General features: G+C 66.8%; 20 protein-coding genes. 17 read left to right on the top strand and 3 right to left on the bottom strand.

Translation table 11 applies throughout. The annotated features are described in order from the left end of the window. Positions 1–6 precede the first annotated feature (6 nt). The 8 genes from ACIQTX_RS00975 to ACIQTX_RS00940 all read left to right on the top strand — a co-directional run bounded on the left by ACIQTX_RS00975 (position 7) and on the right by ACIQTX_RS00940 (position 13597). Positions 7–2448 carry an FG-GAP-like repeat-containing protein gene (locus ACIQTX_RS00975; protein ID WP_402967705.1) on the top strand — a complete coding sequence of 814 codons (2442 nt, stop codon included), beginning with the start codon at positions 7–9 and terminating at the stop codon, positions 2446–2448. 40 nt (positions 2449–2488) lie between these two features. After that, positions 2489–4939, top strand: a complete 2451-nt coding sequence (locus ACIQTX_RS00970) for an FG-GAP-like repeat-containing protein (protein ID WP_402967702.1) — start codon at positions 2489–2491, stop codon at positions 4937–4939. 77 nt (positions 4940–5016) lie between these two features. Beyond that, entirely contained in the window at positions 5017–8016 is a 3000-nt protein-coding gene (locus ACIQTX_RS00965; RefSeq protein ID WP_402967699.1) for an AbfB domain-containing protein, read from the top strand. A 191-nt stretch (positions 8017–8207) separates the two neighbouring features. Then, on the top strand, positions 8208–8585 hold the full coding sequence (locus ACIQTX_RS00960; protein WP_036273571.1) for a hypothetical protein: 378 nt from the start codon (positions 8208–8210) through the stop codon (positions 8583–8585). Positions 8586–8700: 115 nt separating this feature from the next. After that, a complete protein-coding gene (locus ACIQTX_RS00955) occupies positions 8701–9987 on the top strand; it encodes an adenylosuccinate synthase (RefSeq protein WP_028501298.1) in 1287 nt (428 codons plus the stop codon). A 10-nt stretch (positions 9988–9997) separates the two neighbouring features. Further along, positions 9998–11104, top strand: a complete 1107-nt coding sequence (locus ACIQTX_RS00950) for a lactonase family protein (RefSeq protein ID WP_402967695.1) — start codon at positions 9998–10000, stop codon at positions 11102–11104. A 58-nt stretch (positions 11105–11162) separates the two neighbouring features. Beyond that, positions 11163–12554, top strand: coding sequence for an MFS transporter (locus tag ACIQTX_RS00945; protein ID WP_402967692.1), 1392 nt, complete (start codon positions 11163–11165; stop codon positions 12552–12554). Continuing rightward, entirely contained in the window at positions 12551–13597 is a 1047-nt protein-coding gene (locus ACIQTX_RS00940) for an alcohol dehydrogenase catalytic domain-containing protein (protein WP_402967689.1), read from the top strand. The genes ACIQTX_RS00945 and ACIQTX_RS00940 overlap by 4 nt, the downstream gene beginning before the upstream one ends. 72 nt (positions 13598–13669) lie before the next feature. On the opposite strand, the gene ACIQTX_RS00935 is transcribed toward ACIQTX_RS00940, so the two are convergent. Both ACIQTX_RS00935 and ACIQTX_RS00930 read right to left on the bottom strand, forming a co-directional pair. Further along, positions 13670–14914, bottom strand: coding sequence for a beta-ketoacyl-[acyl-carrier-protein] synthase family protein (locus tag ACIQTX_RS00935; protein ID WP_402967686.1), 1245 nt, complete (start codon positions 14912–14914; stop codon positions 13670–13672). After that, on the bottom strand, positions 14911–16392 hold the full coding sequence (locus tag ACIQTX_RS00930) for a class I adenylate-forming enzyme family protein (RefSeq protein WP_402967683.1): 1482 nt from the start codon (positions 16390–16392) through the stop codon (positions 14911–14913). The genes ACIQTX_RS00935 and ACIQTX_RS00930 overlap by 4 nt, the downstream gene beginning before the upstream one ends. A 102-nt stretch (positions 16393–16494) precedes the next feature. On the opposite strand from ACIQTX_RS00930, the gene ACIQTX_RS00925 reads away from it, so the two are divergent. The 7 genes from ACIQTX_RS00925 (at position 16495) to ACIQTX_RS00895 (ending at position 23122) form a co-directional block, all read left to right on the top strand. Further along, positions 16495–17085 carry a biotin transporter BioY gene (locus ACIQTX_RS00925; protein WP_402967680.1) on the top strand — a complete coding sequence of 197 codons (591 nt, stop codon included), beginning with the start codon at positions 16495–16497 and terminating at the stop codon, positions 17083–17085. A 417-nt stretch (positions 17086–17502) separates the two neighbouring features. Continuing rightward, a complete protein-coding gene (locus tag ACIQTX_RS00920) occupies positions 17503–19455 on the top strand; it encodes an RHS repeat-associated core domain-containing protein (RefSeq protein ID WP_402967677.1) in 1953 nt (650 codons plus the stop codon). A gap of 8 nt (positions 19456–19463) precedes the next feature. Continuing rightward, positions 19464–19994, top strand: a complete 531-nt coding sequence (locus ACIQTX_RS00915; RefSeq protein ID WP_402967674.1) for a hypothetical protein — start codon at positions 19464–19466, stop codon at positions 19992–19994. A gap of 59 nt (positions 19995–20053) precedes the next feature. Next, positions 20054–20407 carry an Imm8 family immunity protein gene (locus tag ACIQTX_RS00910; protein WP_402967671.1) on the top strand — a complete coding sequence of 118 codons (354 nt, stop codon included), beginning with the start codon at positions 20054–20056 and terminating at the stop codon, positions 20405–20407. Positions 20408–20545: 138 nt separating this feature from the next. Next, on the top strand, positions 20546–21574 hold the full coding sequence (locus tag ACIQTX_RS00905; protein ID WP_402967668.1) for an RHS repeat-associated core domain-containing protein: 1029 nt from the start codon (positions 20546–20548) through the stop codon (positions 21572–21574). A gap of 270 nt (positions 21575–21844) precedes the next feature. Next, the gene (locus tag ACIQTX_RS00900) at positions 21845–22177 is read left to right on the top strand and encodes a hypothetical protein (RefSeq protein ID WP_402967665.1); all 333 of its coding nucleotides are present in this window, start codon (positions 21845–21847) and stop codon (positions 22175–22177) included. A gap of 306 nt (positions 22178–22483) precedes the next feature. Continuing rightward, on the top strand, positions 22484–23122 hold the full coding sequence (locus ACIQTX_RS00895; protein WP_402967662.1) for a hypothetical protein: 639 nt from the start codon (positions 22484–22486) through the stop codon (positions 23120–23122). A gap of 244 nt (positions 23123–23366) precedes the next feature. Here the strand turns inward: ACIQTX_RS00895 and ACIQTX_RS00890 are convergent, their stop codons facing one another. After that, on the bottom strand, positions 23367–24083 hold the full coding sequence (locus ACIQTX_RS00890) for a DUF4328 domain-containing protein (RefSeq protein ID WP_402967659.1): 717 nt from the start codon (positions 24081–24083) through the stop codon (positions 23367–23369). A 208-nt stretch (positions 24084–24291) separates the two neighbouring features. On the opposite strand from ACIQTX_RS00890, the gene ACIQTX_RS00885 reads away from it, so the two are divergent. After that, the gene (locus ACIQTX_RS00885; protein ID WP_402967656.1) at positions 24292–25728 is read left to right on the top strand and encodes a dihydrolipoyl dehydrogenase family protein; all 1437 of its coding nucleotides are present in this window, start codon (positions 24292–24294) and stop codon (positions 25726–25728) included. A gap of 160 nt (positions 25729–25888) precedes the next feature. Continuing rightward, the gene (locus tag ACIQTX_RS00880) at positions 25889–26191 is read left to right on the top strand and encodes a DUF427 domain-containing protein (protein ID WP_402967653.1); all 303 of its coding nucleotides are present in this window, start codon (positions 25889–25891) and stop codon (positions 26189–26191) included. Positions 26192–26196 lie beyond the last annotated feature (5 nt).

The following is a 26196-nucleotide window of genomic DNA, read 5'->3' as shown; positions in this document are numbered from 1 at the left end:
CATTGCATGTTCTCTTTGAAAGTTCCCCGTCGGGGTCGTGGTGTGGCCGTGGGGGTGTCGGCGGCGTTGGTGTCGGCGTTGCTGGTGTCGGTTCCGGTGTCGTCGGCGGTGGCCGATGATGCTCCAGGGTTCCTGGTGGAGTCGGGTGCATATCCGGACGGGACCGCGGTAGGTGCGGCGGCCGGCATCGTTCTGAAGGACGGCAATGGCGGCCTGCGTGTGGTGACGTGCGCGGCGGGAACCGGGCAGGTCGAGGTCGAGTTCGAGAAGTCGGGCAAGCGCGCGAAGGTGTGTTTCGAGGCGGTATTCCGTCCGGCGGTGCTGAACCTGGAGATCGCGGCGTCGTTCGGGGTCAAGGCTGGCGCGCAGCCGATGGATGTGACCTATTCGGTGGCGGGAGGTCCGGAGGAGGACATCCCGGTTCCGGCGGGTGGACGTCGCAGTGTTGATACGGGCCTGACGGGTCAGTCGACGATCGTCGTTCTCGAGGTGAAGGCCGACCCGGCCGTGGATGTCCCGGCGACCACCACCACCCACCCGCGGACCGCGATCACGAAGATCCGCACGGGGCTCGGGTCTTGCACGGGAACGCTCGTGGATCGCTCGTGGGTACTGACGGCAGCGAGCTGTTTCGCGGCCGACCCGGCGACGCTTGCCGCGGGGGCACCGGCAGCTCCAGCACGGGTGCTGTTCGGCCCGGACGTCGCGAACGACAAGACCGCGAGCGGGACCGGGGATCTGGGCGTGAAGGTTACGCATGTGGAGCCCGCTGGCAACGGTCAGGACGCCGTTCTGGCCAAGCTGGAGACCGCGGTCGATGACATCACCCCGATGCCGATCGCCACGACCGCTCCGGTCGCCGGTCAGGACCTGGCCTTCACCGGGTTCGGTCGCACGGACTCCGTTTGGGTGCCGCTGGCATCCCGCACGAACACCTACCCGATCACGGCCGTCAACACGGCCACAGTGACAGCTGCCGCATCCGGTGCTTCCCTCTGCCTCGGCGACGGCGGTGCCCCCGGCGTCCGCAATGTCGATGGAACCGACACGCTCGTGGCGGTCGCATCGCAGTCGACCCAGACCGGATGCTACGGCTCCGGCATCCCCGCAGGCACCGCTTCGACCATCGCGACCCGCGGCGACGTCATCGCCGGATGGGTGGCCGCCACGGTCCAGAAGGGGCTCGACACGACCCCGGTTGCCGCTGCGGATCAGACGCTTGCGCAGCAGATCGTGGCCACCGGGCGCGTGAGCGGAACCGAGGCGCTTGCGCAGATCCAGGCGTATGCCGACGGCTTCAAGCGCGGCCACCTGATCGGCGGACAGATTCGCGACTGCACGATCGACCCCGTCATCCTCGCCGCGCTGAAGAAGGTCGTCGTCGATCAGAACTTCTCGATCACGATCTCTTCTCTCAACGAGTACTGCACCACGGCGACCCCGTCGGCAACGAGCTACCACGCGAAGAACAGCGGCGGTCATGCTGTCGACATCAGCGTCGTGAACGGCGTCGCGGCGACCGGAAACACCGTTCAGGACCAGGCTCTGGCGACCGCGATGTTCACCGCGCTGCCGGCGCCGGCGGGAATCGGTCAGGTTGCATGCCGCCCGGCGCTCACGGTTCCGAACGGCTGGGCGCAGACCGAAGAGGACTGCACCCATAATCACTTCGAGTACCACGGTGTGCCGCTCACGCCGGTGAAGCCGTCGTTCGACCTGAACAGTGACGGCAACGCCGATGTGATCGGAATCACCTCGTCGAATGCGCTCTACATCTACCACGGCAATGGCAACGGCGGATGGACGACCCAGACCTCCGTCAGCGCGGGATGGGCGTCGGCCAAGACGCTCATCCACGGCGACTACAACGGTGATGGTAAGGGCGACATGATGGTCGTCAACACCGACGGCACGCTCTGGTACTACCAGGGTGATGGTGCGCTGGGCTTCCCGACGAAGGCGCTGGCTGCCCGCGGGTGGGACACGAAGGGCCTGATCACGGGTGGCATCGACTTCAACGGCGACAAGAAGGCCGACCTCGTCGCCCGCGAGTCTGATGGTCATCTCTACGCCTACCCCGGCAACGGGAACGGAACGTTCGGCGCCAAGCTGAAGATCGGCCACGACTGGGGTGGGATCTCCCGGGTTCTCGCCGGCGACTGGACCGGCGACGGCAAGGGCGACATCCTCGCCACGACGACGACCGGAGACCTTCGCATCTACCCGGGCAACAACGTGACGCTGACCGGCGGTCCGCAGGTCGGCAATGGCTGGAACAACATCTCGGCCATCACCGGAGGCATCGACTACGGTGCGGATGGCAAGGCCGATCTCTTCGGTCGGACGGGCGACGGCGGCCTGTACGTGTACCCCGGGCTCGGCATCTCCGGGTTCGGCGCGTCCACACGCGTTGGCAACGGGTGGACCTCGCTGCGCCTGTTCAGCTGAACCGGACTCTCACGGTCACCCATTCCTTGAAAGGTTCTGCATGTTCTCGTTGAAGGTTCCCCGTCGGGGTCGTGGTGCGGCTGTGGGGGTGGCGGTGGCATTGGTGTCGGCGTTGCTGGTCTCGGTTCCGGTGTCGCCTGCGGTGGCCGATGATGCTCCGGGTTTCCTGGTGGAGACGGGTGCGTATCCGGATGGAGCGTCGGTGGGTGCGGGGGCCGGCATCGTCTTGAAGGACGGCAACGGCGGCCTGCGGGTTGCGACGTGTGCGGTGGGGAGCGGGCAGGTCGAGGTCGAGTTCGAGAAGTCGGGCAAGACGGCGAAGGTGTGTTTCGAGGCCGTGTTCCGCCCGGCGGTGTTGAATCTGGAGATCGCAGCGTCGTTCGGTGTGAAGGCCGGCGCGCAGCCGATGGATGTGACGTATTCGATCGCGGGTGGTCCGGAGAAGGAGATTCCGGTGCCGGCGGGCGGGCGTCGCACGGTGGACGAGCTGCAGACGGGTCAGTCGACGATCGTGGTGATCGAGGTGAACGCGGTAGCGGCGGATGTCCCGGCGACGACGGCCACGCATCCGCGGACCGCTGTCACGAAGATCCGCACCGGTCTGGGTTCCTGCACGGGAACACTCGTGGACCGGTCGTGGGTGCTGACCGCGGCGAGCTGCTTCGTCGCCGACCCGGCAACCCTCGCTGCGGGTGCACCGGCAGCTCCGGCGCGTGCGCTGTTCGGGCCGGATGTCGCGAACGACAAGACCGCGAGCGGCACCGGCGATCTGGGCGTGAAGATCACTCACCTGGAGCCGGCCGGCAACGGTCGCGACGCGGTCCTGGCGAAGCTGGAGACCGCGGTCGACGACATCGCACCCATGCCGCTCGCCACGACGGCACCTGCCACGGGTGAAGCCGTTGCGTTCACCGGTTTCGGCCGCACCGCGTCCGTTTGGGTCCCGCTCACCTCTCGCACGAACACCTACCCGGTGTCGGCCGTCAACGCGGCGACCGTGACAGGTTCGGCATCCGGTGCTTCTCTCTGCCTCGGTGACGGCGGCGCCCCTGGCGTCCGCGAAATCAACGGCACCAAGACGCTCGTCGCTGTCGCATCGCAGGCATCGCAGGCCGGCTGCTACGGCTCCGGCATCCCCGCTGGAACCGGGTCGGTCACGGCAACCCGCGGCGACGCCCTCGCCGGGTGGGTCGCCACGACCATCCGCAACGGCCTCGACACGGTGGTCGTTCCGGCGACGACGCAAGCCCTGGCCCAGCAGCTCGTCGACAGCGGCCGCATCACCGCGGAGCCGAAGATCATGACGCAGCTTCAGGCGTACGCGGCGGGCAAGGTGCGGGGAAACATCGTCGACAACCAGGTGCGCGACTGCACGATCGATCCGGTCCTCCTCGGCGCGCTCAAGAAGGTCGTCGTCGATCAGAGCTTCTCGATCACGATCTCCTCACTGAACGAGTACTGCGTCACTCCGGGGGCTGCGAAAGCGGACTATCACTCGCGGAACGGTGGCGGATACGCCGTCGACATCAGCGTGGTGAATGGCGTGGCTTCGACAGGCAACACGGCACAGGATCAGGCGCTGCGAACCGCGATGCTCGCGGCATTGCCTGCACCCGCCGGGATCGGACAGCTCAGCTGCCGCCCGAGGATCGCGACGCCCGCGGGCTGGTCGCAGTTCGACGCCGCCTGCACGCACAACCACTTCGAGTACCGGGGGTCCGTGGCAGCTGCAGCCCCGGTGATCAAGCCTTCGTTCGACGTGAACGGGGATGGCAAGCCCGACGTCCTGTCCGTCTCCGCCTCGAACCACCAGCTCTATCTCTACCTGGGCGACGGAGCGGGCGGCTGGACTCAGCAGTCGACAGGGAGCTCCGGCTGGGAAGCGGTCACCGCCATCGTCCACGGCGACTACAACGCGGACGGCAACGGCGATATCGTCGCGACCTGGAATGACGGCAGCATCTGGTTCTACGAGGGCGATGGGGCGAACGGCTTCGTCGGCAGATCGCTCATCGGCTCGGGCTGGCCCGGAACGGCGTTGCTCACCGGAGGCGTCGACTTCAACGGCGACGGACGCGCCGACCTCATCGGCCGCGGCACCAACGGGAACATCTACCTGTATGCGGGGAACGGCGCAGGAAGCTTTGCAGCCGGGGTGCACTTCAACGCCGGCTGGGGGCATATGACTTCTCTGCTTGCCGGCGACTTCGACGGCGACGGCAATGGCGACCTCGTCGCTCGCGACTCCAACGGCCTGCTGTGGCGATTCCTCGGCGACGGCGTCAATCTCACGACGCCGACACAGGTCGGCAACGGCTGGAACATCATGACCGTGATCACCGGCGGGCTCGACTACACCGGTGACGGCATCGCCGACATCCTGGCCCGCCAGACCACGGGTGCGTTCTGGATCTACCCCGGCACAGCCACAGGATTCACGGGCCCGACCAACCTCAACAGCGGGTGGAACGCTCTCCGTCTGCTCAGTTGAACGGCTGCTGTTTTGCAGACAGACATCACTCACGCGTCCTGAACCCCAGGCTTCTTGAAAGGCATTGCATGTTTTCGTTGAGATCTCCCCGTCGGGGCCGCATCACGGCTGTGGGGGTGGCGGCGGCGTTGGTGTCGGCGTTGCTCGTCTCGGTCCCCGTGAGTTCTGCGGTGGCGGACGACGCTCCCGGGTATCTCGTGGAGTCCGGAGCGTATCCGGACGGGGGTTCGGTGGGTTCGGCCGCGGGCATCGTTCTGAAGGATGGCAACGGTGGTCTGCGTGTGGTCACGTGCGCGGCCGGGACCGGGCAGGTCGAGGTCGAGTATCAGAAGGCCGGCAAGAAGGCGAAGGTGTGTTTCGAGGCCGTGTTCCGCCCGGCGGTGTTGAATCTGGAGATCGCGGCGTCGTTCGGTGTGAAGGCCGGCGCGCAGCCGATGGATGTCACTTACTCGGTCGCGGGTGGTCCGGAGGAGGACATCGCGGTGCCAGCGGGTGGGCGTCGCACCGTCGACCAGTATCAGACGGGGCAGTCGACGGTCGTGGTGATCGAGGTGAACGCGGTAGCGGCGGATGTGCCGGCGACGACGACCACGCACCCGCGGACGGCGATCACCAAGATCCGCACGGGTCTGGGCTCGTGCACGGGCACGTTGGTGGACCGGTCGTGGGTGTTGACGGCGGCGAGTTGTTTCGCGGCTGACCCGGCGACGTTGGCCGCGGGTGCCCCTGCCGCTCCGGCGCGGGCGTTGTTCGGCCCGGATGTCGCGAACGACAAGACGATGAGCGGCACCGGCGATCTGGGTGTGAAGATCACTCACCTGGAGCCGGCGGGCAACGGTCAGGACGTGGTTCTGGCGAAGCTGGAGGCACCGGTCGACGACATCACCCCGATGCCGGTCGCCACGACCGCTCCGGTCGCAGGCCAAGACATCGCGTTCACGGGTTTCGGGCGCACGAACAACGTCTGGGTCCCTCTCGCGTCTCGCACGAACACCTACCCGGTCACGGCGGTCAACACGGCCACGGTGACCACGGCAGCATCCGGTGCTTCGCTCTGCCTCGGTGACGGCGGCGCCCCCGGCGTCCGCGACATCAACGGCACCAAGACACTCGTCGCTGTCGCATCGCAGGCATCGCAGGCCGGCTGCTACGGCTCCGGCATTGCCGCAGGCACCGCATCCGTCACCGCAATCCGCGGCGATGTCGTCGCACCCTGGGTCACCACGACCATCGATAACGGCCGGAAGCTCACCGGAATCAGCGCCGCTCAGGTGCTGGAGATCGAGAGCATCGCTCAGGCGGGTGCATGCGTGACCACGAAGGACCGGAACACCGGTGTGGGCAGCGTGATCGTCGGCGTGGGTTGCGCCGAGGTCTGGCAGCAGCGCCGTTGGGAGCTGGTGGAGGTCACCCCGACCGTCTTCGCCCTTCGCAACTATGTGAACCGCGACAAGTGCATCGCGGCCGACGCTGCGGGGACCGGGGTCGTGCAGGCTGTGTGCGCCACGACCGACAAGAAGCAGCAGTGGACCTTCCGAGAGCAGCGCGCCGGCGCCGTGAGCATCGTCAACGCCGCGTCGGGAAATGTCCTTTCCGCGCCGTCGGCGACGACACTCTCGCTGCGCGCCGACACGGGGGCGAACGCCGATCGGTGGAAGTACCGCAACGTCACCAAGATGCGCTACGACGTCGCGACGCTCGGAAGCTACGTCTCGCTGCGCACCGCTGTGGGTGGGAAGTCCCTGGTCGCTGGCGCTGCTTCGGCGCAGGCGACGGTGAACGATGTCGTCGCGACCTCGCCGCTGGCCACCCGCGCGGCATCGACTTTCCGGGTCGTTGCGGGGCTGGCAGATGCCCAGTGCTACAGCTTCGAGTCGATCACGGTTCCTGGTCAGTACATCTACATGAACATGGGTGGCCTCGTCACGTTGACGCCTCCTGCGGTTCCGTACCGAGCGACGTGGTGCGCGGAGGATGCCGCGTTCGGTCAGGGCATCACATTCTCGACGGCGACGGACTCGTGGCGCGTGATGCGCAGCCACTCGAACGGCCTCGTCTACGGCGGAGCGTCCTGGTACGCCGGGATCCCGATCGCCGACGACTCGCAGAACTTCGTCCCCGACACCGCATGGACGATCGGCGAGGCCTGGGCTCCGCCGACGCTGGCCGCTGCGCAGGTGCTGGAGCTCGAGAGCGTCGCGCAGGGCGGCAAGTGCTTGACGGCGAAGGAGCGCAGCGCTGTCGCTGGTGCCGTCATCGGTGCCGTCGGCTGCTCCGAGGTCTGGCAGGTGCGTCAGTGGGAGCTGATCGAGTCGGGTGCCGGAGCCTTCGCGCTGCGCAACACCGTCACGCGATCATTGTGCCTCGGCAGCGCTGACGCGGCCGGCAGCGCGGTCGTGCAGGCTTCGTGCGATCTGACTGATGCCAAGCAGCGGTGGTCGTTCACCACGCTTCCCTCCGGGGCGGTCTCCATCGTGAACGCCGGGTCCGGCAAGGCACTCGCCGCGCCGACAGCGAGCACGGTGGCGCTCGCTGCGCCCATGGCCGCGTCGCCGCAGCAGCAGTGGCGCTATCGCAATGCGACCAAGATGCGGTACGACATCGCCCCGGTGGGCAGCCTCATCTCGCTCCGCACCGCGGAGGCCGGGAAGTCGCTCTCTGCGACCGCGGGCGGCGCGCAGGCCACGATCCCGATGGTGACCGAGGCATCGACGTCGAATGCGCGGAAGGACGCGACGTTCCGGGTGGTCCAAGGCCTCGCGAACCCGCAGTGCTACAGCTTCGAGTCGCTCTCGGCACCGGGGCAGTACCTGTACATGAACATCGGGGGCAATGTCATCCTGAGCGCTCCCACCGTTCCGTACCGGGCGACGTGGTGCGCCGAGGACGCCGCGTTCGGGAAGGGACTCACCTTCAGCATCTCGGGCGACTCCTGGCGCGTGATGCGCAGCTACAAGAACGGCCTCGTCTACGGCGGAGCCTCGTGGTGGGCGGGCATTCCGAACGCGGATGACACGCAGAACTACATCCCCGATGTCGCCTGGACGGTCGGCGCCCCCTGGGTGACCGTGCCTTAGGGGGCTCCCAGGCGACACGGGGTCCACTCCCGTCGCCGTTTCTGTCCTCCCGCAGGAGCGCGGGCACCAGGAACGGCGACGGGAGTCGGTCCTCGTCGTGACACGTCACCCTGGTGACTTCCGCCAGTGGGGCGGCGAACTGAGCCCGGTGGGCCAATTCTGTGCCCACCGGGGGGATAGGCTCCTGTGCCATGACGGAGCGCAAGAACCAACGGCAGCAGCAGCCCGAACTCCACGGAGGGGTGCTGAGCGGCGGTGGCAGCCCGACACTGTGGGGTGCGCTGATCGGGCTCATCGTCTTCGTCTTCGTCGGCGTCCCGATCAGCGCGGCAGTGCGCTTCGCGACCCATCCGATGTCCCAGCAGCTGTTCGGTGGTCGGCTGTCGGAGGCCACCGTCGGCGGTTACACGGCGTTCTGGTGGATCGTCGCGATCATGCTCCTCGCGCTCCCCTTCCTCGTGGGATGGGGCGTCGCGAAGCTCTCGGCACGGACCCTCACGATCATCGGCGCGATCGCCGTCGCCTTCTTCATCGTCATCCTGATCCTCGGCCAGCTGTACGTGTTCTGACCGGCGCTGAGCGTCCCCCGAAAGGGCGCACCGGAACGCTTCGATAGGATGGGACCGCCCGAAGAGGGCCAGCTCATCGGCCGGTGCAAACCCGGCGAAAGCCAGGGGGTTACCCATGCCAGGAATCGTTATCGTCGGCGTGCAGTGGGGCGACGAAGGAAAGGGCAAGGCCACCGATCTTCTCGGTGAGCGCACCGACTGGGTGGTGAAGTTCAACGGCGGCAACAACGCCGGACACACCGTCGTCGTGGGTGATGAGAAGTACGCGCTGCACCTGCTGCCCTCCGGCATCCTCTCTCCCGGTGTGACGCCCGTGATCGGCAACGGTGTCGTGGTCGACCTCGAGGTCCTGTTCTTCGAGCTTGAGGCGCTCGCCGCCCGCGGCATCGATGTCTCGCGCCTCAAGGTCAGCGCCAACGCGCACATCATCACGCAGTACCACCGCACGCTCGACAAGGTCACCGAGCGCTTCCTCGGAAAGCGCATGATCGGCACGACCGGTCGCGGCATCGGCCCGGCATACGCCGACAAGATCAACCGCGTGGGCATCCGCGTGCAGGACCTGTTCGACGAGAACATCCTGCGCCAGAAGGTCGAGGGCGCCCTCGATCAGAAGAACCACCTGCTGGTGAAGATCTTCAACCGTCGCGCGATCACCGCCGACGAGGTCGTCGAAGACCTGCTGTCGTACGCGGAGCGGCTGCGGCCGATGGTCGCCGACACCGGCTACCTGATCGCGCAGGCCCTGGACCGCGGCGAGGTCGTCGTGTTCGAGGGCGGCCAGGCCACGATGCTCGACATCGACCACGGCACCTACCCGTTCGTGACCTCTTCTTCGGCCACGGCCGGCGGCGCTGCGACCGGTGCGGGAGTGGGCCCCGGCGCGCTCGACCGCATCGTGGGCATCGTCAAGGCGTACACGACCCGTGTCGGCTCCGGCCCGTTCCCGACCGAGCTCTTCGACGAGCAGGGCGAGTGGCTGCGCAAGCAGGGCTTCGAGTTCGGCACCACGACCGGCCGTCCGCGCCGCGTCGGCTGGTACGACGCGCCCATCACCCGCTACGCCACGCGCATCAACGGCATCACCGACCTGGTGCTCACCAAGCTCGACATCCTCACCGGCCTCGAGCAGATCCCGGTGTGCGTCGCCTACGACGTCGACGGAGAGCGCTTCGACGAGGTTCCGGTCAACCAGACCGACTTCCACCACGCGAAGCCGATCCTGGAGTACTTCCCCGGGTGGAACGAAGACATCTCGGTCGCACGCACCTTCGAGGACCTGCCGAAGAACGCGCAGGACTACGTGCTGGCGCTCGAGAAGATGAGCAACACGCGCATCTCGGTGATCGGCGTCGGGCCTGAGCGCGACCAGGTCATCGTCCGCCACGGGCTGCTCGACTGACCCGCGCATCGTGACGCGATTCTGGCTCGGCGGCTACGGCGCCGCGATGGACGGTTCGGCTGACGGCATCGGCCTGCTCGCGGGGGATGAGGGCCGCGAGGCCTCGACTCTCGCCTACCGTGGTGCGGTGGTCGAGACCCCGTCGCCGTCGTGGCTGGCGCAGCATCCGTCCCTCGATATCGTCTATGCGGCGCTCGAGGGTGACTCCGCGGTGCAGGCCTTCTCGCGTTCGGGAGAAGCCGCCCTCACTCCGCTGGGCTCACCCGCGGCCGTCGGTCAGTACGTGTGCCACGTCGCGGTCGCACCGAACGGCTCGGCCCTGATCGCCAGCTGCTACGGAGACGGCCGCGTGGTGCGGTTCGACTTGGATGCGGAAGGGCGCATCGTGCCCCCGAAGCCGGATGCCGCGGCGGCGCTCCGCGCGGCTCTGTTCGGTGAACCCGACCCGGATGCTCCGGCGGCGACTCCTCCCGGAGACGGCATCGCCGCGATCGACCCATACGCGGTGGGCGGCGAACGCGTCTCGCACGCGCACGCGGCGGTGTTCCTGCCCGACGGCCGCGTCGCGACGACAGACCTCGGCTTCGACCTCGTGCGCTTCTGGCGGCAGAGTGGCAGCGGACTCGTGCTCGACCACGAGGTCGTGCTCCCGCTCGGCACCGGACCGCGGCACATGGCCCTGCACCCCAGCGGGCACCTGCACGTGGTCACCGAGTACTCCTGCGAGGTGTTCACGCTCGCTCGCGCGGCTGACGGCACCTGGAGCGTCGTGTCGGTGACGCTGACGAGCCCGATCGCCGAGGTGGGCAAAGACTTCCCGGCCGAGCTCGCCCGTTCGCGCGATGGACAGTTCCTCTACACGGCTCTTCGCGGAAGCAACACGATCGCGGCGTTGCGGGTGCGCGGCGGGGGCGAGGCTCTGGAGTCCGTGGCCCTCGCCGATTCGGGTGTCGACTGGCCCCGGCACCACCTCATCCACGAGGGCAAGATGCTGGTTGCGGGGCAGCGCTCCGACACCATCACGCTGATCGACCTCGACGAGCGCACGGGCGCGCCCCTCGGCATCCGTCACGAGGCGCAGGTTCCGACACCGACGCACTTCCTGCCGGTGCGCTGAGGCACTGCGAAACTTCGCGCTTGACCTCAACCTCACTTGAGGTTCTAGCGTCGTCTCCATGACCACGGAGACCGAGCACGTGCCGACGCCGGGCGCGGCCGCACCGCGCATCATGAGCAGCGATTACCTCTGGATCACGATCGGCGCGTGCGCCCTCGTGTTCCTCGGGGCGTTCGAGTCCCTGGCGGTGACGACAGTGATGCCGACCGTGAGCGCCGATCTCGGCGGCGAGCGGCTGTATGCGCTCGCGTTCGCCGGCCCCCTGGCCACCGGGGTCATCGGCATGGTCATCGCGGGTAACTGGGCCGATCGCCGCGGACCGGTCGCCCCGCTGTATACGGCGGTCGCCATGTTCATCGTCGGCCTCCTGATCGCGGGCCTCGCGCCGAGCATGGAGATCCTGGTCGCCGGGCGGTTCGCCCAGGGCCTCGGCAGCGGAGGCCTGATGGTGGCGCTCTACGTCGTGGTCGCGCGCGTCTACCCGCAGGAGCTCCACCCCGCGATCTTCGCCGGATTCGCGGCCGCCTGGGTCATCCCGTCATTGATCGGACCGACAGTCGCGGGAGCCGTGACCGAGCTCTGGAGCTGGCACTGGGTCTTCCTCGGTGTGGTCATACTCGTGCTCGTGGCGCTGCTGATGGTGATCCCCGCCCTTCGCGGGCTCTCGAACGACGGCGACGCGACGACTCCCTGGGCGTTCGGGCGGCTCGGCTGGTCGGTGCTGGCGGCGGTCGCCGTGCTGGCGCTGAACCTGGTCGGTGACATCCCAGGAATCGGCCCGGTGCTGGCCCTTCTCGCCGTGATCGTCGCCCTCGTCGCGGTGCGGCCGCTGGTCCCGCGCGGCACGTTGCGCGCACGCAGAGGGCTGCCCGCGGTCATCCTCGTCCGCGGTGTGGCGGCGGCCGCCTTCTTCGGGGCGCAGGTCTACCTGCCCTATCTGCTGACCGATCGCTACGAGCTCTCGCCGACGCTCGCCGGACTCTCACTCACCGGAGGCGCGCTCGCCTGGTCGCTCGCGGCGACGGTCCAGGGGAGGATGGGCGCCCGGCTGTCGAGTGTGACGGCCGTGCAGGTGGGCACGATCCTGGTGCTGGTCGGCATCGCGCTGACCGTGGCGACCGCCGGCTTCGGGTGGGACGCTCTGATGGTGGCGGTCGCCTGGGCCATCGCCGGGATGGGGATGGGGCTGATGAGTCCGCGCACCAGCGCGCTCACGCTCGCGATGTCGACGCCGGAGAACCAGGGATTCAACAGTGGCGCGATGACGGTCGCCGATTCGTTCGGCAGCGCCATGGCCCTCGCCATCACGGGCACGCTGTTCACCGCGCTCGCTGCCGCGGATCCGTTCCTCGGAGTGTTCGTCCTGGCGGCGGTCGTCGCGTTCGCGGCAGCCGTGCTCGCACCGAGGATCCGCACCGACGTCACCGGTGCAGAGGCGGCGACTGCATGAGTACGGGGGCGGCGCCTGCCGAAGAGAAGGAGAGGGAGACCATGCGAGCGATCGTGCAGCGGGAGTTCGGAGAATCCGAGGTGCTGAGGATCGAGGAGACGCCGTTGCCCATCCCCGGGGAGGGGGAGGTGCGCGTGCGCGTCGCCGCGGCGGGTGTGCATGCCGTCGACCTCGACATCCGACGCGATGCCGCACCGCCGTCGATGCCGCGGCCGACACTGCCGATGACGCCGGGGCGCGAGATCGCCGGAGTCGTCGACGCCCTGGGCGAAGGCGTCGATGCGGCCCGCCTCGGCGAGCGAGTCGTCGCCCACGTCGGATTCCGCAGCGGCGGATACGCCGAGTTCGCGCTGGCATCGGCATCTGCCCTGCATCCGGTCGTCGACGGAGTGACGTTCTCGCAGGCGGTGGCGACCATCGGAACAGGCCGGACGGCCCAGCTCGTCTGGGACGCCGCGCCGATTCGCTCCACCGACATCGTCGTCATCCCCGGAGCATCTGGCGGTCTCGGCAGTCAACTCGTCCAACTCGCGTTGTCCGAAGGCGCCACGGTCGTCGCGCTCCATGGAGGCCCGGTCAAGCGCGACGTGGTCGAGCGCCTCGGTCTCGGGGGGAAGCGTGCGCGGGGCAGACTCGTGCCGCTCGATGCGAACGACGGCTTGTGGCCGGAGCGGATGACCGAGATCCTCGACGGAGAGCGGCCGTCGGTGCTGCTCGACGGGGTCGGCGGAGCAGTGGGCCGAGCGGGCCTCGAGAGTCTCGGACGCGGTGCACGCGTCGTGATCATCGGATGGTCGAGCGGAGAGGTCCTCCGCCTCGATTCGGACGACATCGTCCGGGGGTCTCTCACCGTCACCGTTCCTCTCGGGCGTGCGCTCTCCGATCTGCGCGCGCTCGAGGCGCGAGCGCTCGCCGCCTTGGCCGAGGGGCGCACCTCTCCGCCCGTCGACGAGTATCGCCTCGAGGATGCAGCGGCCGCACATGACGCCATCGGGCAGCGTCGCCAGCAGGGGAAGGTCGTGCTGGTTCCCGCCGCCGGGTGATTTGCGGTGTTCAGGAAGGATGTGCGATGACCGCCTCAACTCGTGACACCTTCCGGCACAAGCGTGTGCGGCTCAGCCGTCCGCGGTGAGCAGCAGCGCGGCGTTGTGACCGCCGAAACCGAACGAGGTCGACAGCACGTTGCGGACCGGATGCTGTCGCTCCTGGTCGCGCACGAAGTCCCACCCGTCCGCGCACGGGTCGGACAGGTTGATCGTCGGCGGCAGCATCTGGTCGCGCAGGGTCATCGCAGCGATCACTGCCTCGACGACCCCGGCTGCGCCGAGCAGATGCCCGGTGGTGGACTTCGTCGCCGTGAGCGGGACCAGCGGTGCCCTCGGTCCCAGCGCCCGCCCGAGTGCGACGAGTTCGGCCGTATCGCCGAGCACTGTTCCCGTGCCGTGGGTGTTCACGTGATCGACTGCGGATGCGGTCACGCGGGCATCGGCGAGGCAGGCGTTGATCGCCCTGGTCGCTCCCACGGCGGCAGGGTCCGGTGCAGTGGCGTGATGCGCATCGCTGGTCGCACCGAACCCGGCGACCGTCGCGAGGGGGCGAGCGCCGCGTTCGCTGGCGAGGTCTGCGGCCTCGAGCAGCACTGCGGCGGCGCCCTGGGCCATGACGAAGCCGCTCCGCGCGCTGTCGAAGGGGCGGGAGGCCGATGACGGGTCATCGCCGAATCCGGTGACGACCGAGCGCAGGTTCGCATGCGCCGCGAGATGCAGCGGACCGAGGCAGTCGTCCATCCCGACGACCAGCACCGCGTCGGCGTATCCGTGACGGATGCGCCGCAGGCCTTCGCCGATCGCCATGGCACCGCTCGCGCACGCCGCGGTGACGGCGTGGATCTGTCCGAGGAATCTGTATCGATGGCTGAGGACCCCGGCGATAGCATCCGCTGTTCCGTAGACGGCGAGGCTCGGCGGCACCCGGCGCCGACCGGCTTCTCGCAGCGCGTTCGCGGACCGCACCACCGCGTCCACCGGCCCTGATCCCGTGGCGACGATCACCTGTGTGGCATCCGCGTTCCGCGGCAGGTCGCCGGTGCCCGCAACGTCGATCGCCTCATCAGCGGCCGCGATCGCCCACTGCTGCATCGGCGTGAGGTGGCGCGCGAGCGATGTCGGCAGGTCGGCGGGTGCGGTGAACCCGGTGACGACTCCGCCGACCTGCACCGATCCGGAACCTGCGAGCTCAGATGGAAGCCGGGTGATGCCGCTTCGTCCGGCGCGCACGGATGCCCACATGCTCGGCGCCGTGAGCCCACTCGGAGTGATGGCACCGACCCCGGTGACGACGACAGACTTCTCGATGCTCACGATGGCCTCTGCCCGAGCGCCACGAGATCGGCGACCGCGGCGCGACGGATCTTGCCGCCGGAGGTTCGCGGGAACTCGGGCAGGCGGTGCCAGCGGCGTGGCACGGATGCCGGTGCGAGCCGGTCTCTCGCCCACTCGCGCAACTTCGCTGCCGGTGGCGCATCGCCTTCGATGACCAGGATGATCCGTGTGCCGAGGCGATCGTCACTCTCGGCGATCACGCAGATGTCGCCGAGGCCGGGCATCCCGTCGAATGCGCGCTCCACTTCGTCGAGGGCGACGGTGTGCCCGCCGGTGGTGACGACATCTCCGCTTCTGCCGGCGAACGAGAAGTCCCGGCCCCGCAGCCGCCCCTGATCGTGCACGCTCGCCCAGCCGTCGGCATCCGTCAACGTCGAGGAAGTGGTTCCAGGCAGGTAGCCGGTCGAGCACGAGGGGGAGCGCACCCAGAGCGTGCCGAGCTCGCCGGGTGCCAGGTCGTTGCCGTCGTCGTCGCGCACACGGGCTTGCACCTGCGGGTAGAGCCGGATGCCTCCGTCGCCGGCGCGGTCATCGCCGATGAAGCCGAGTTCGCCGGTGCCGAAATAGCTGAGCGTCCGGGTGCGGGGGAGTGCTTCGGCGACTCTGGCTCGAGTCGACTCCGAGAGAGCGGCACCGCCGGTGGCGATCAGGTCGATGCCGTCGTACCTTCCCGGGCTGCGCAGCGCGGCGTCGGCGAGGGCGGCAGCCGCCGCCGGAACAGTGACCACGCGCGTGATGCCTTCGTCGCGCGCGCGGGGGGTGAGCCACAGGTCGTCGAGACGGTCGGCGACGTGCAGCTCACCGCCCGTGGCGAGCACCTCGAACAGTGTGTAGAGAGTGAGGCTGTACGACATCGGGCCCGGCGCGAAGGTCACGACGCGGTCTCTTGCGCCCAGGTGCGTGCGGGAGACGTCGATGTTCGCCGTGTACTGCGCGCGCGTCTTGAGGAAGGACTTCGGTGGTCCTGTCGTGCCGGATGAGGTCAGCAGCAGGAACGGGGCATCGTCGGCTGGATCCTCGGGGTCGGCATGGGCGCGCGATCCGGAGTTCTCCAATTCAGCGAGCCCGAGGATCAGACCCGGCCAGCCGCTCGCGTCCAGCGCGGTTCGCAGCGCGGGCACATCAGTGATCACCGCCGTCGCTCCGGTCGATCCGATCAGCTGCGCCTGCAGAGACACCGGCCAGTGCGCATCGACGACGCTGAGGATGCGGTCGCCCGCTTCCATCGCGACGACGATGCGTGCGGTGTCGAACGCCCCGCTCAGGCAGATGGCGACGACGGGCGGCGGTGTCGACGGGCCGCGTGAATCCGTCCGCGCCGAGCGGGCTGTGAGCAGGAGTTCGAGCGCCGCCGAGAGCCGGCGCGACTCCGCGTGCAGCTCGCCATAGGTCACGCCGGCATCGTGGCCGACGATTGCCGGCCGAGCGGGGTCTTCGGCTGCGATGCGGCGCAGCATCGGGGAGAGGGACGTGATGGCTCCTGAGGCGGGTTTGCGTGGAGAGGATGGCGTCCCTATTGTAATGAACACCGTTCAGGTGAACGGTGTTCAGGAGGATTCATGACAACGTCGCGTGCCACAGACACCAGTGCATCGCTCGGACGCATCGCGGTCTTCGCCGCCCTGATCATCGTGCTCGGCACGGTGATCGTGCCCCTGCCCGCCGGCGTGCCGATCACCGCGCAGACGCTCGGAGTAATGCTCGCAGGGCTCGTGCTGGGTCCGCGCCTCGCGCCTCTCGCCGTGCTCCTCGTGCTCGCGCTCGCCGCAGTCGGGCTGCCCGTGTTGGCGGGTGGTCGCGGAGGCCTCGGAGTGTTCGTCGGTCCGAGTGCCGGGTACCTCATCGGCTGGATCGCCGGCGTCGTGGTGATCGGCCTGCTCATGCGCACGGGGCGCTTCACCTGGTGGCGTTCCGCGATCGCAGCACTGGTCGGCGGAGTGTTCGTCGTCTACGCGTTCGGCATCCCCGTGCAGGCTCTCGTGACCGGCGTGCCACTCGGACCGACGGCGCTGTCGAGCCTCGCGTTCCTGCCCGGCGATCTGATCAAGGTGACCGCGGCGACGCTGGTGGTCGTCGCGCTCCGTCGCGCCTACCCGCGTGCGTTTGCCGATGGCGGGCGGGTGCGGGAGCCTGCGAGCGTGGTGGCGTAGGCGCCGTCGCCGCATCGAGCACTGACTGCCGTCGACCCCGACGGCCTCGCGCTGACGACCTCGACGACCTTCGAGCAGCCCGGTGCTGCGGGGTGGCTCAGGCGTCTGACCCGCACGCTCCCGGCCGGTGGTGTGGCAGGTGCACCGGCGACGGCGAAGACCACGAGCACGTACTACGGCGATATCAACAGCGCCCCGGCGGTGTGCGGCCTTCCGGCGGGGACCAAACAGTTCGGTCTCCTCAAGTCCACGACGGGGCCGACCCCGGCAACGGGCACGCCGATCACGACGGAATACGCGTATGACGCGTGGGGTCGTACGGGGGGGACGAAGACCAGCGGCGACACAGCGTGGTCGTGCACCGGGTATGACGCCCGGGGCATGGTGATCTCGACGACGGTCGCCGGCCCTTCGGGCGTGGCGACGATCTCGAGCACGACAACGCAGTCGACACGCCTGGAGGACGGTGGATACACCACCGTCACGAGCGGGGTAGCGGTCGCAGGGTCGCCGAACGGCTCGACCATCACGACCGTCTCCGACCTGCTCGGTCGGGTCGTGAGCTACACGGATGTGTGGGGCGCGGTGACCACGCCCGCGTACGACCCCGCTTCCGGGCGAGTGACGCAGATCTCCACGACTCCGGCCGGTGGGGCGGCGTCGGTGACCGCGTACACGTATGACGCCGACGGCAAGGTGAAGACGCTCACGGTCGATGGGCAGCAGCTCGCGTCGGTGACGTATGACGCCCTGCAGCGGCTGAAGCAGATTGCGTATCCGGATGGTTCGGCGCTGAACAGCGTGGGCCGTGATGCGGCGGAGCAGGTGGTCGGTCAGGAGTGGCTGGTCGGCGGTCAGGTGGTATCGGATGCGGTGGTGCGGTCGCAGTCGGGCCGTGTGGTGAAGCAGCAGTCGTCGATGGGGTCGATGTCGTATTCGTCGACGTATGGGTATGACACGGCCGGACGGCTGACGTCGGCGACCATCCCCGGGCACAAGTTCACGTATGGGTTCGGGTCATCGGGCGGGTGCGGTCCGAATGCGGCGGCGGGGATGTCGGGGAACCGGACGGGTCTGACGGATGTGTGGACGGCTCCGGGCCAGGCTCCGGTGACCACGTCGACGTCGTATTGCTATGACTGGACGGATCGGTTGTTGTCGTCGTCGGTGACGGGGGCGATCCCGGGTGCGACGACGGTGGCGGATGGTCTGGCGGCGTCGGAGATCGTGTATGACGTGCGCGGGAACACGGTTCGCCTGGGCGATATGCAGTTCTCGTATGACGCCGCGAACAGGCACATCGGGACGACGTATGACGATGGCACGACGGTGCGGATCGTGCGGGATGCGTCGGGGCGGATCGCTTCACGGACCATCGACCCGGCGGGTGCGGACCCTGCGGTGACGACGAACTATCTGTATGCGGCGGGTGGTGATGCGGCGTGGGGGCAGAAGTCCGGTGCGGAGTTGTCCCGGAGTGTCGGGTTGCCGGGTGGGGTGTCGTGGACGAATCAGGCGGGGGTGGTGACGTGGTCGTTCCCCGGGTTGGGTGGACACGGCCTCGTGACCCGCACCGGGACCACGACCAGCGCGCTGATGTTGTGGGATCCGTTCGGTCAGCCCGTGGATCCGGTATCGTTCGCGATCGGGACGGTGGCTTCGGATGACACCGGTCAGGTGGCGGGGAACACGCTCTGGCATCAGGGGGCGTTGAAGCCCGCGGAGTCTGCTGGCTCGGCGCTGGTGGTGGAGATGGGGGTGCGGTTGTATGTCCCCGCCCTCGGACGCTTCCTGCAAGTCGACCCCATCGAGGGTGGCGGGGCGAACGACTACTCCTGGCCCACCGACCCCGTCAACGGCCACGACCTCAGTGGGAAGAAGTGGTCCGTCGCTCCACGAGAAGACGGGGGAAGGAAGTCGGCACCGAAAGTCGTCAAACGGCAACTGAGCTATTTTAAGAGAATCGAGCTAAGTGCTGAACGATCGCGGAAGGCCCTCTGGGACAACAATCAGGGTCGTGAGTGGGATACGCTCGTTAGCGATATCGCGAAGAACTCGAAATCTGGTTGGGCAGCTACCGGCTGCTTCGCAATTTGTGCCGAGATCGGTAACGACCACTGGGGGGTTGGTATTGGGCCGAAAGGGTCGTTTACTGGTTCCGTATCGTCGGGCGTATCATTCAACGGGCCCACAACCAGAACCACGTCGATTACAGGCAATTGCAGCGCCGCTTTTGGGGCGGGAGGATACGTGGAGGGCTCAGCTTATGGAACAGATCCCGACGGAGTGAATACTGACTTTTCTGGAGGATTCGGGGCCGTGGGGGGTCTCGGAGCAGGCTGCGCCATCATGTTTAACTTCTATTGGTAAGGATACTGATGGATTCCAGTTGCATTCCGTCCGGAATTTCGTATCTCGTGGCCTTTGGATTTGGAGTTGTTGCAGTCGTGCTCAGTTCCTGGCTGGTGCTGCTAATGCGCGCTGTGTACCGGGGCGATAAAGGCTTCCGGCGCGACCTCATGAACGCTGCGCCCCTTTGGATGGTAGGTTTCACCGGATTTATAGTCTTGTTCGCCAGTGGGAATTCACTGATCGAATGGGCGGATTCCTGTCTTCCCGCTGACGGTTGGAGCGGATTGGGCACGGCATTCATCGGGATCGGTCTTGTGGTGGCTGTGGCCGGGGTTGGCAGGCTGATCTACAACCGCGTCCGTGTGGGAACGGCCAGCGAACCGGTCGATAACGGCGACGAGACCGGTTCTCTGCCCTCGACATCAGGTGAGGCGCCCGTCGCAAAACGTCCGCGAAACTTGCCTGTGGAGCGTCGGCGAGTGATCGTCGAGTACGTCATTACGTACGGAGCCGCGGTCGTTGTCATCGTCATAGGCGCCGGGCTCGCATGGAACTGAGCAGGCCGCTATGAAGAATCGGGCTGGGTGCAGCCAAACGGATACCGGGAGATCGGTGAATGAAAGCGATCATCAAGAGCATCTACAGCTTCGATCTGGATGTCGAAACATACTTTCCCGTACACCCGTTCGATGACGGGCAGTGGATTCGATTACTCATCGGGCCGGACGGCGGTGTCGGCGAGGAGTCATTCGATGTCCTTGTTTGCACTACGCGCTGGCTCGCTCGCAAGATCGATCGCGATGGAACGCAGCTGGTTCGGCATGCCCTGGTGATGGAGAAGTTTGATCTGAGCCGAGCAATTGAAAAGCTCCACCATGAAGTCGGGCTTGCGTCTGGGACGACGTGGCAGCAGCTCTTGCTTAGCCTGGTGCAGATCGGCCGCTGGGAGTTCGATGGCTACCGTGATTGACGTTGGTGGTCTACCCCACGTCGAGTCACGGTGAAGAGCTCCCTGTTGTCCCGGCTGAAGTGATCGCTGCCCAACCTCATCGTCGGGGAGGAGTACCTCAACACCTTTCGTCGATGTGGTCCGAATGCGGCGGCGGGGATGTCGGGGAACCGGACGGGTCTGACGGATGTGTGGACGGCTCCGGGCCAGGCTCCGGTGACCACGTCGACGTCGTATTGCTATGACTGGACGGATCGGTTGTTGTCGTCGTCGGTGACGGGGGCGATCCCGGGTGCGACGACGGTGGCGGATGGTCTGGCGGCGTCGGAGATCGTGTATGACGTGCGCGGGAACACGGTTCGCCTGGGCGATATGCAGTTCTCGTATGACGCCGCGAACAGGCACATCGGGACGACGTATGACGATGGCACGACGGTGTGGATCGTGCGCGACGCGTCGGGGCGGATTGCTTCACGGACCATCGACCCGGCGGGTGCGGACCCTGCGGTGACGACGAACTATCTGTACGTTGCGGGTGGTGATGCGGCGTGGGGGCAGAAGACCGGCACGGAGCTGACGCGGAGTTTCGGGTTGCCGGGTGGGGTGTCGTGGACTGACCAGGCCGTGGAAGTGACGTGGTCGTTCCCCGGTTTGGGGGGACACGGCCTCGTGACCCGCACAGGGACGACGACAAGCGCGCTGTTGTTGTGGGATCCGTTCGGTCAGCCGGTGGACCCGGTCACGTTCGCGATCGGGATGACTACGTCGGATGAGATGGGGCAGGTAGCGGGGAACACGCTGTGGCACCAGGGGGCGTTGAAGCCGGCGGAGTCTGCGGGCTCGGCGTTGGTGGTGGAGATGGGGGTGCGATTGTATGTTCCCGCCCTCGGACGCTTCCTGCAGGTCGACCCGATCGAGGGCGGCGGCGCAAACGACTATTCCTGGCCCACCGACCCCATCAACGGACACGACCTCAGTGGGAAGAAGTGGTGGAACCCTTGGGTTGGCGGTTCACAGGGCGGCAACTATGTGACTTCGCGAGGGATGCCGTCGAACATGCGCGGGTACACCACCCAATGGGGATCTACACGTATAAGAGGGTGCCTCCGGTCGCCGTCGCCGCTCCCCGAGCTTCTGCGCAGGCGCCGACCGCTGCGCACGGGACGACGATGGCGACGAGGCCACTAGGCGTTCCCGCGAACTGGGCTATCAAACCAGCCAAGAAGGGATCAGGAACGACCTTCTATGACCCCCTTAACCCCGGAAACAACGTGAGAGTGATGGAAGGCAATCCGAACAGCCAGTATGCTCACCAACAGGTGCCGTATGTTCGATGGAACCGGCACGGTCATCTCTGGATGCAGCTGGAAACGTTGTCGACAAATTTACGCCAGCGGCGCACATTCCATATTCGAGTTTCGTCTTCTTGCCTGAGGTGTTTCAGTGAATCAAGTAAATATGGGCGACGTCATTGTCTCGCTGGCAGAAATGGCTAGCCCCCTCTTTCGCGAGCGGGTCTGGATTCGGCCGTCGACGGAATGGGAGTCGAGTTACGTCGAGTGCATTTCGCGTTTGTTTGATGATAGCGGCTTGCAGGACGCGCTTCTAAGTGGCAGCGTCTTCGGGGAGGAGGTCGACGGACTTCTGCGGAAGATTGATGAACTAACGGATATTATTGATTTCCGGCGCACCGAAGAACAAATCGTTGCCGACCAGCACTTTCGCTCATGTTCGCAAATCGCGGGAAACATACTTCCATTCATCATGCTGAGGGCCGGATACGGCGTGTGACGCAAATTGGTGTAGGTCGTCAGTCCGGGAATGGACTCACCCAGTAGCTCGCGAAGTCCAGATGGGAACTATGCGATCGAATCGAGGCGTCAATCAAGCGTTGGAAGATGAGGGCGTGGTGAGAGAGTCGTTCGCGTAGATCATGTCAGAGTTGTGGGGGAGATGTCTGCTGCTTGGTCTTGCTCTCGGCCTCGGCCCCGTGCTCGTCTACTTCTCCTAGATGGTGGTACTTCAGGGCTAGCCCACGACCGGCTTCGGGGGACCGAGCGGCCCCCTGAAGAACTACCTTGCAGAGAAGGGAATCGCGTGGGAGATCGTCCCGTGAATGCGTGGGAAACGTATACGTTGAACGAGGCCATGCCATGGTGGGTGCTACAGGATCTACCGCGCCGTGAGGCCCGCGCAGAGTTTGAACTGACGATGCAGCGGAAGAGCGGTCGGATCGAGATACTCAAGAAAGCTCTGGCTGAGTCTGGCCTCGTCTTCGACGGAAGAGACGCCTCAATCCAGTCGGTGAATGACTGGTTCGTCGAGGTCATGATGCCTCTTCCTGACGCTGGCAACAACGCCCCTGATTCGCGGTCGCGTTCGATTTGTGAAGATACTGCCCTGCTTCTCGGGGACCTGATGATCGAACGTCACCCCGAACTGCGTTGGGACTTCTTCATCTGGGGGAAGAGGAACGTTGCGTACCACTCACATGTAATCATGGGGTTCTCGACAGAAGATCCCAAATGGCATTCAAATCTCGACCTGTCACGAATCATCTATGGATACGGCGTCCAAGTCCTGAATGCCCGCCGAGGCTTGCCCGTCGATATTGAGGTGCCTCAAGGGCATCCCTTGGAGGGAGTGCGGATGCCCCCGCTTCCCGTGGACACCTCGGAGTTTCTTACTCTCCTCGGCAAGGTCGCCCGTCGATGCCAATCGCAGGAGCGTGCGTAACTTTCCGCTCCCCACCGTGACCCGATTGAAAACGGGAGTGCGCGCGGCGAAGACATAGTCGGATTTTGCGATCGCGGTCACACTGCGGGGTGATGATGTCGAGATTTGGGCCGAGCACGCGGAAAGCACGGCGACGGTGCCGGAGCAGCCGGCGGTGTCGACGTCTTACTGCTAGGACTGGGCGGATCGGTTGTTGTCGTCGTCGGTGACGGCGATGATCCCTGGAGTGACGACGGTTCGCGGGTTACCGCTGCTGTGAACGGTGGATCACGCCCTGTGTGATTCCACGGATGATGATGAAGGCCATCAAGGCGGCGGCGATGAGGAAGGCTTCGCCCAGAATGCTGGACCACATCGTGGCGCGGATCTGCTCCAGCGCTTCGGCGCGCGAGTCGATCTGGTTCGACCATTTGAACGAGATGAAGCTGGCGATCCAGAGAAGCCACCACACGATCAGCCAGCGCGGGGGAGTGCGGCCGATCGCCCGCCAGAGATCAGAGATGTCTTGGAAGGGGCGCCAGAGGGCGAGGACGGGGAGGAACCAGTCCCCGGCATGCCAGCCGGCGGCGCGACGGGTGAGCCCGGGGACTTGCAGGGCGACACGGTACTGCCAGGTGGCCCACAGCGCCGCGGCGGCGGTCAGCGAAAGTGTCGCCAGTGCGTTACCGACGATCCAGGTCCAGTCGTACAGCTGGAGAGTCTGGACGGCCGAGGTATTCCCATCGAGATAGCTGGTGATCGCCGTGATGCCCATGGCTTCGACGCCAACGAGCGCGAGCGCCAGAACGCCGCAGACGATGACCATGACCTGGGTCGCGGTGGCGAGCTTGGTGATTGTCCGCAACGTGGCCTGTTCGCTCCGTGGTCGTAGCCAGTTGGCACCGTTCCACCACCACGTGGCCTGGGTGTCATCCGGTGCCGGGTACCAACCAGGCGGCGGGGGAGTGATGGCGCTGCTCATCGTTGGGCGTCCTCGAAGATCGTGCGGCGAATAGCGCGCGGAGCGGATCTGCGTGCGGGCCTCCGCCGCCGATCGAAACAACGAACCACACTCTATGACCTGCCGCAGGCGTCCCCACGCCACGCCGGAGGGAACAACTCACCCGTGACTCGGCGTTGCTCATGAGCGAGACTGGGCCACGTAACCGGCTCACGGAGAGGTGCGACGCATGAATGCTGCGGAGAAGACCGACGAGTACGACCTGATCGTCTTGGGTGGAGGGCCGGTGGGCGAGAACGTCGCCGATCGAGCCGTGCAGGGCGGACTCACCGCGATCATCGTGGAGAGCGAGCTCGTAGGAGGCGAGTGCTCCTACTGGGCATGCATGCCGTCGAAGGCGCTGCTGCGTTCGGCGCAGGCTCTCCGTGCCGCGCAGCACGTGGGTGGTTCCTCCCAGGCGGTCACCGGAAAGCTCGATGTGCGCGCCGTGTTCGACCGTCGAGACTCGTTCACCAGCAACTGGTCCGACGACGGTCAGGTCAAGTGGCTCGACTCGGCCGGCATCGACCTGGCCCGCGGCCACGGCCGCATCACGGGCGAGCGCGAGGTGACTGTGACGGATGCCGACGGCGCTAATCGTGTGCTCACGGCCCGGCACGCGGTGGCCATCAGCACCGGATCGGATGCCGTCATCCCGCCCATCGACGGACTCCGCGAAGCCACTCCGTGGACCAGCCGCGAGGCGACCAGCGCCGAGGAGCTTCCCGATAGCCTGGCCGTGATCGGCGGGGGTGTGGTGGCCGTCGAGATGGCGACCGCCTACGCCGCACTCGGATCGAAGGTCACCGTGATCGCCCGCAGCGGTCTGCTCGGCGGGATGGAGCCCTTCGCGGGCGAACGCGTCGCGGCGGGCCTCGAAGAACTCGGCGTCGACGTGCGCACCGGCACGGGAACGACATCCGTGCACCGCGGCGCGAACGGCGTGACCATCACCCTCGACGGTGGCGACGAGATCACCGCGACCGAGGTGCTCGCCGCGACCGGTCGTTCGCCACGGAGCGGTGACATCGGCCTCGACGTCGTGGGCCTGGAACCCGGCCGCTGGATCACGACGGATGACACGCTCCGTGTCCCCGGATCGGACTGGCTGTACGCGGTCGGCGACGTCAACGGGCGCGTGCTCCTCACCCACCAGGGCAAGTACCAGGCGCGCGCTGCCGGCGATGTGATCGTCGCCCGCGCCAAGGGTGACGATGTCGACGATGCCCCGTGGGGCCGTCACGTCGCTACCGCCGACCAGGCTGCCGTCCCGCAGGTCACGTTCTCGATTCCCGAGGTCGGCTCCGTCGGTCTCACCGAGGCCCAGGCGGTCAAGGGCGGTATCGCGGTGAAGGCCGTCGACTACGACCTGGGCTGGGTCGCCGGGGCGAGCCTCTACGAAGACGGCTTCGAGGGCCAGGCGCGACTCGTGGTCGACACCGACCGCGACGTCGTGATCGGTGCGACGTTCGTCGGTCCCGAGGTGGCCGAGCTCGTGCACGCGGCCACCGTGGCCATCGTCGGAGAGGTGCCGATCGCCCGCCTCTGGCACGCAGTGCCGTCGTACCCCACGATCAGCGAGATCTGGCTGCGACTGCTGGAGGGCTACGGCCGCGACTCCGCGTGATCCGCATCAGGGTCTGATCCCGACATCGGGGCAATCCGTTCGCGTGATCGCGTCGAACAGAATCCGGATTGTTTCTCACATTGACGGCGGCGATGCAACCCTCGCCCCTTATGTCGCAGCCGTCTTATACGCTCTAACCCACATCCGAGGAGGCAGGACCATGAAGGCTGTACTCGCAGGAACCGTCATCGCCGAGGCCGACGAGAGCGATCTCGCCCGCATCGAGGGGAACTGGTACTTCCCACCCGCATCCATCGCACCCGGAGTGCTCGTCGAGAGCCCCACGCCCTACACCTGTCCGTGGAAGGGTGCCGCTCAGTACTACTCGGTGCAGACCGATGGTGAGCTCCACACCGACTACGCCTGGTCGTATCCGACCCCCTACCCCTCGGCGTTCGATCGCGTCGGCAAGGACTTCTCCGGATTCGTGGCGTTCGATCCCCGCGTCGAGGTCGGCCCGTAGACTCT

It is taken from the genome of Microbacterium sp. NPDC090281 (assembly GCF_044769635.1).
Classification (GTDB): domain Bacteria; phylum Actinomycetota; class Actinomycetes; order Actinomycetales; family Microbacteriaceae; genus Microbacterium.
This window is presented reverse-complemented; position numbering and strand designations above follow the sequence as displayed.

Excerpts from the sequence above, each read along its gene's own strand:
- ACIQTX_RS00975 (WP_402967705.1), top strand. The coding sequence starts at position 7 with ATGTTCTCTTTGAAAGTTCCCCGTCGGGGTCGTGGTGTGGCCGTGGGG.
- ACIQTX_RS00970 (WP_402967702.1), top strand. The coding sequence starts at position 2,489 with ATGTTCTCGTTGAAGGTTCCCCGTCGGGGTCGTGGTGCGGCTGTGGGG.
- ACIQTX_RS00960 (WP_036273571.1), top strand. The coding sequence starts at position 8,208 with ATGACGGAGCGCAAGAACCAACGGCAGCAGCAGCCCGAACTCCACGGA.
- ACIQTX_RS00955 (WP_028501298.1), top strand. The coding sequence starts at position 8,701 with ATGCCAGGAATCGTTATCGTCGGCGTGCAGTGGGGCGACGAAGGAAAG.
- ACIQTX_RS00945 (WP_402967692.1), top strand. The coding sequence starts at position 11,163 with ATGACCACGGAGACCGAGCACGTGCCGACGCCGGGCGCGGCCGCACCG.
- ACIQTX_RS00940 (WP_402967689.1), top strand. The coding sequence starts at position 12,551 with ATGAGTACGGGGGCGGCGCCTGCCGAAGAGAAGGAGAGGGAGACCATG.
- ACIQTX_RS00930 (WP_402967683.1), bottom strand. The coding sequence starts at position 16,392 with ATGCTGCGCCGCATCGCAGCCGAAGACCCCGCTCGGCCGGCAATCGTC.
- ACIQTX_RS00925 (WP_402967680.1), top strand. The coding sequence starts at position 16,495 with ATGACAACGTCGCGTGCCACAGACACCAGTGCATCGCTCGGACGCATC.
- ACIQTX_RS00915 (WP_402967674.1), top strand. The coding sequence starts at position 19,464 with ATGGATTCCAGTTGCATTCCGTCCGGAATTTCGTATCTCGTGGCCTTT.
- ACIQTX_RS00910 (WP_402967671.1), top strand. The coding sequence starts at position 20,054 with ATGAAAGCGATCATCAAGAGCATCTACAGCTTCGATCTGGATGTCGAA.
- ACIQTX_RS00905 (WP_402967668.1), top strand. The coding sequence starts at position 20,546 with ATGTCGGGGAACCGGACGGGTCTGACGGATGTGTGGACGGCTCCGGGC.
- ACIQTX_RS00900 (WP_402967665.1), top strand. The coding sequence starts at position 21,845 with ATGGGCGACGTCATTGTCTCGCTGGCAGAAATGGCTAGCCCCCTCTTT.
- ACIQTX_RS00890 (WP_402967659.1), bottom strand. The coding sequence starts at position 24,083 with ATGAGCAGCGCCATCACTCCCCCGCCGCCTGGTTGGTACCCGGCACCG.
- ACIQTX_RS00885 (WP_402967656.1), top strand. The coding sequence starts at position 24,292 with ATGAATGCTGCGGAGAAGACCGACGAGTACGACCTGATCGTCTTGGGT.
- ACIQTX_RS00880 (WP_402967653.1), top strand. The coding sequence starts at position 25,889 with ATGAAGGCTGTACTCGCAGGAACCGTCATCGCCGAGGCCGACGAGAGC.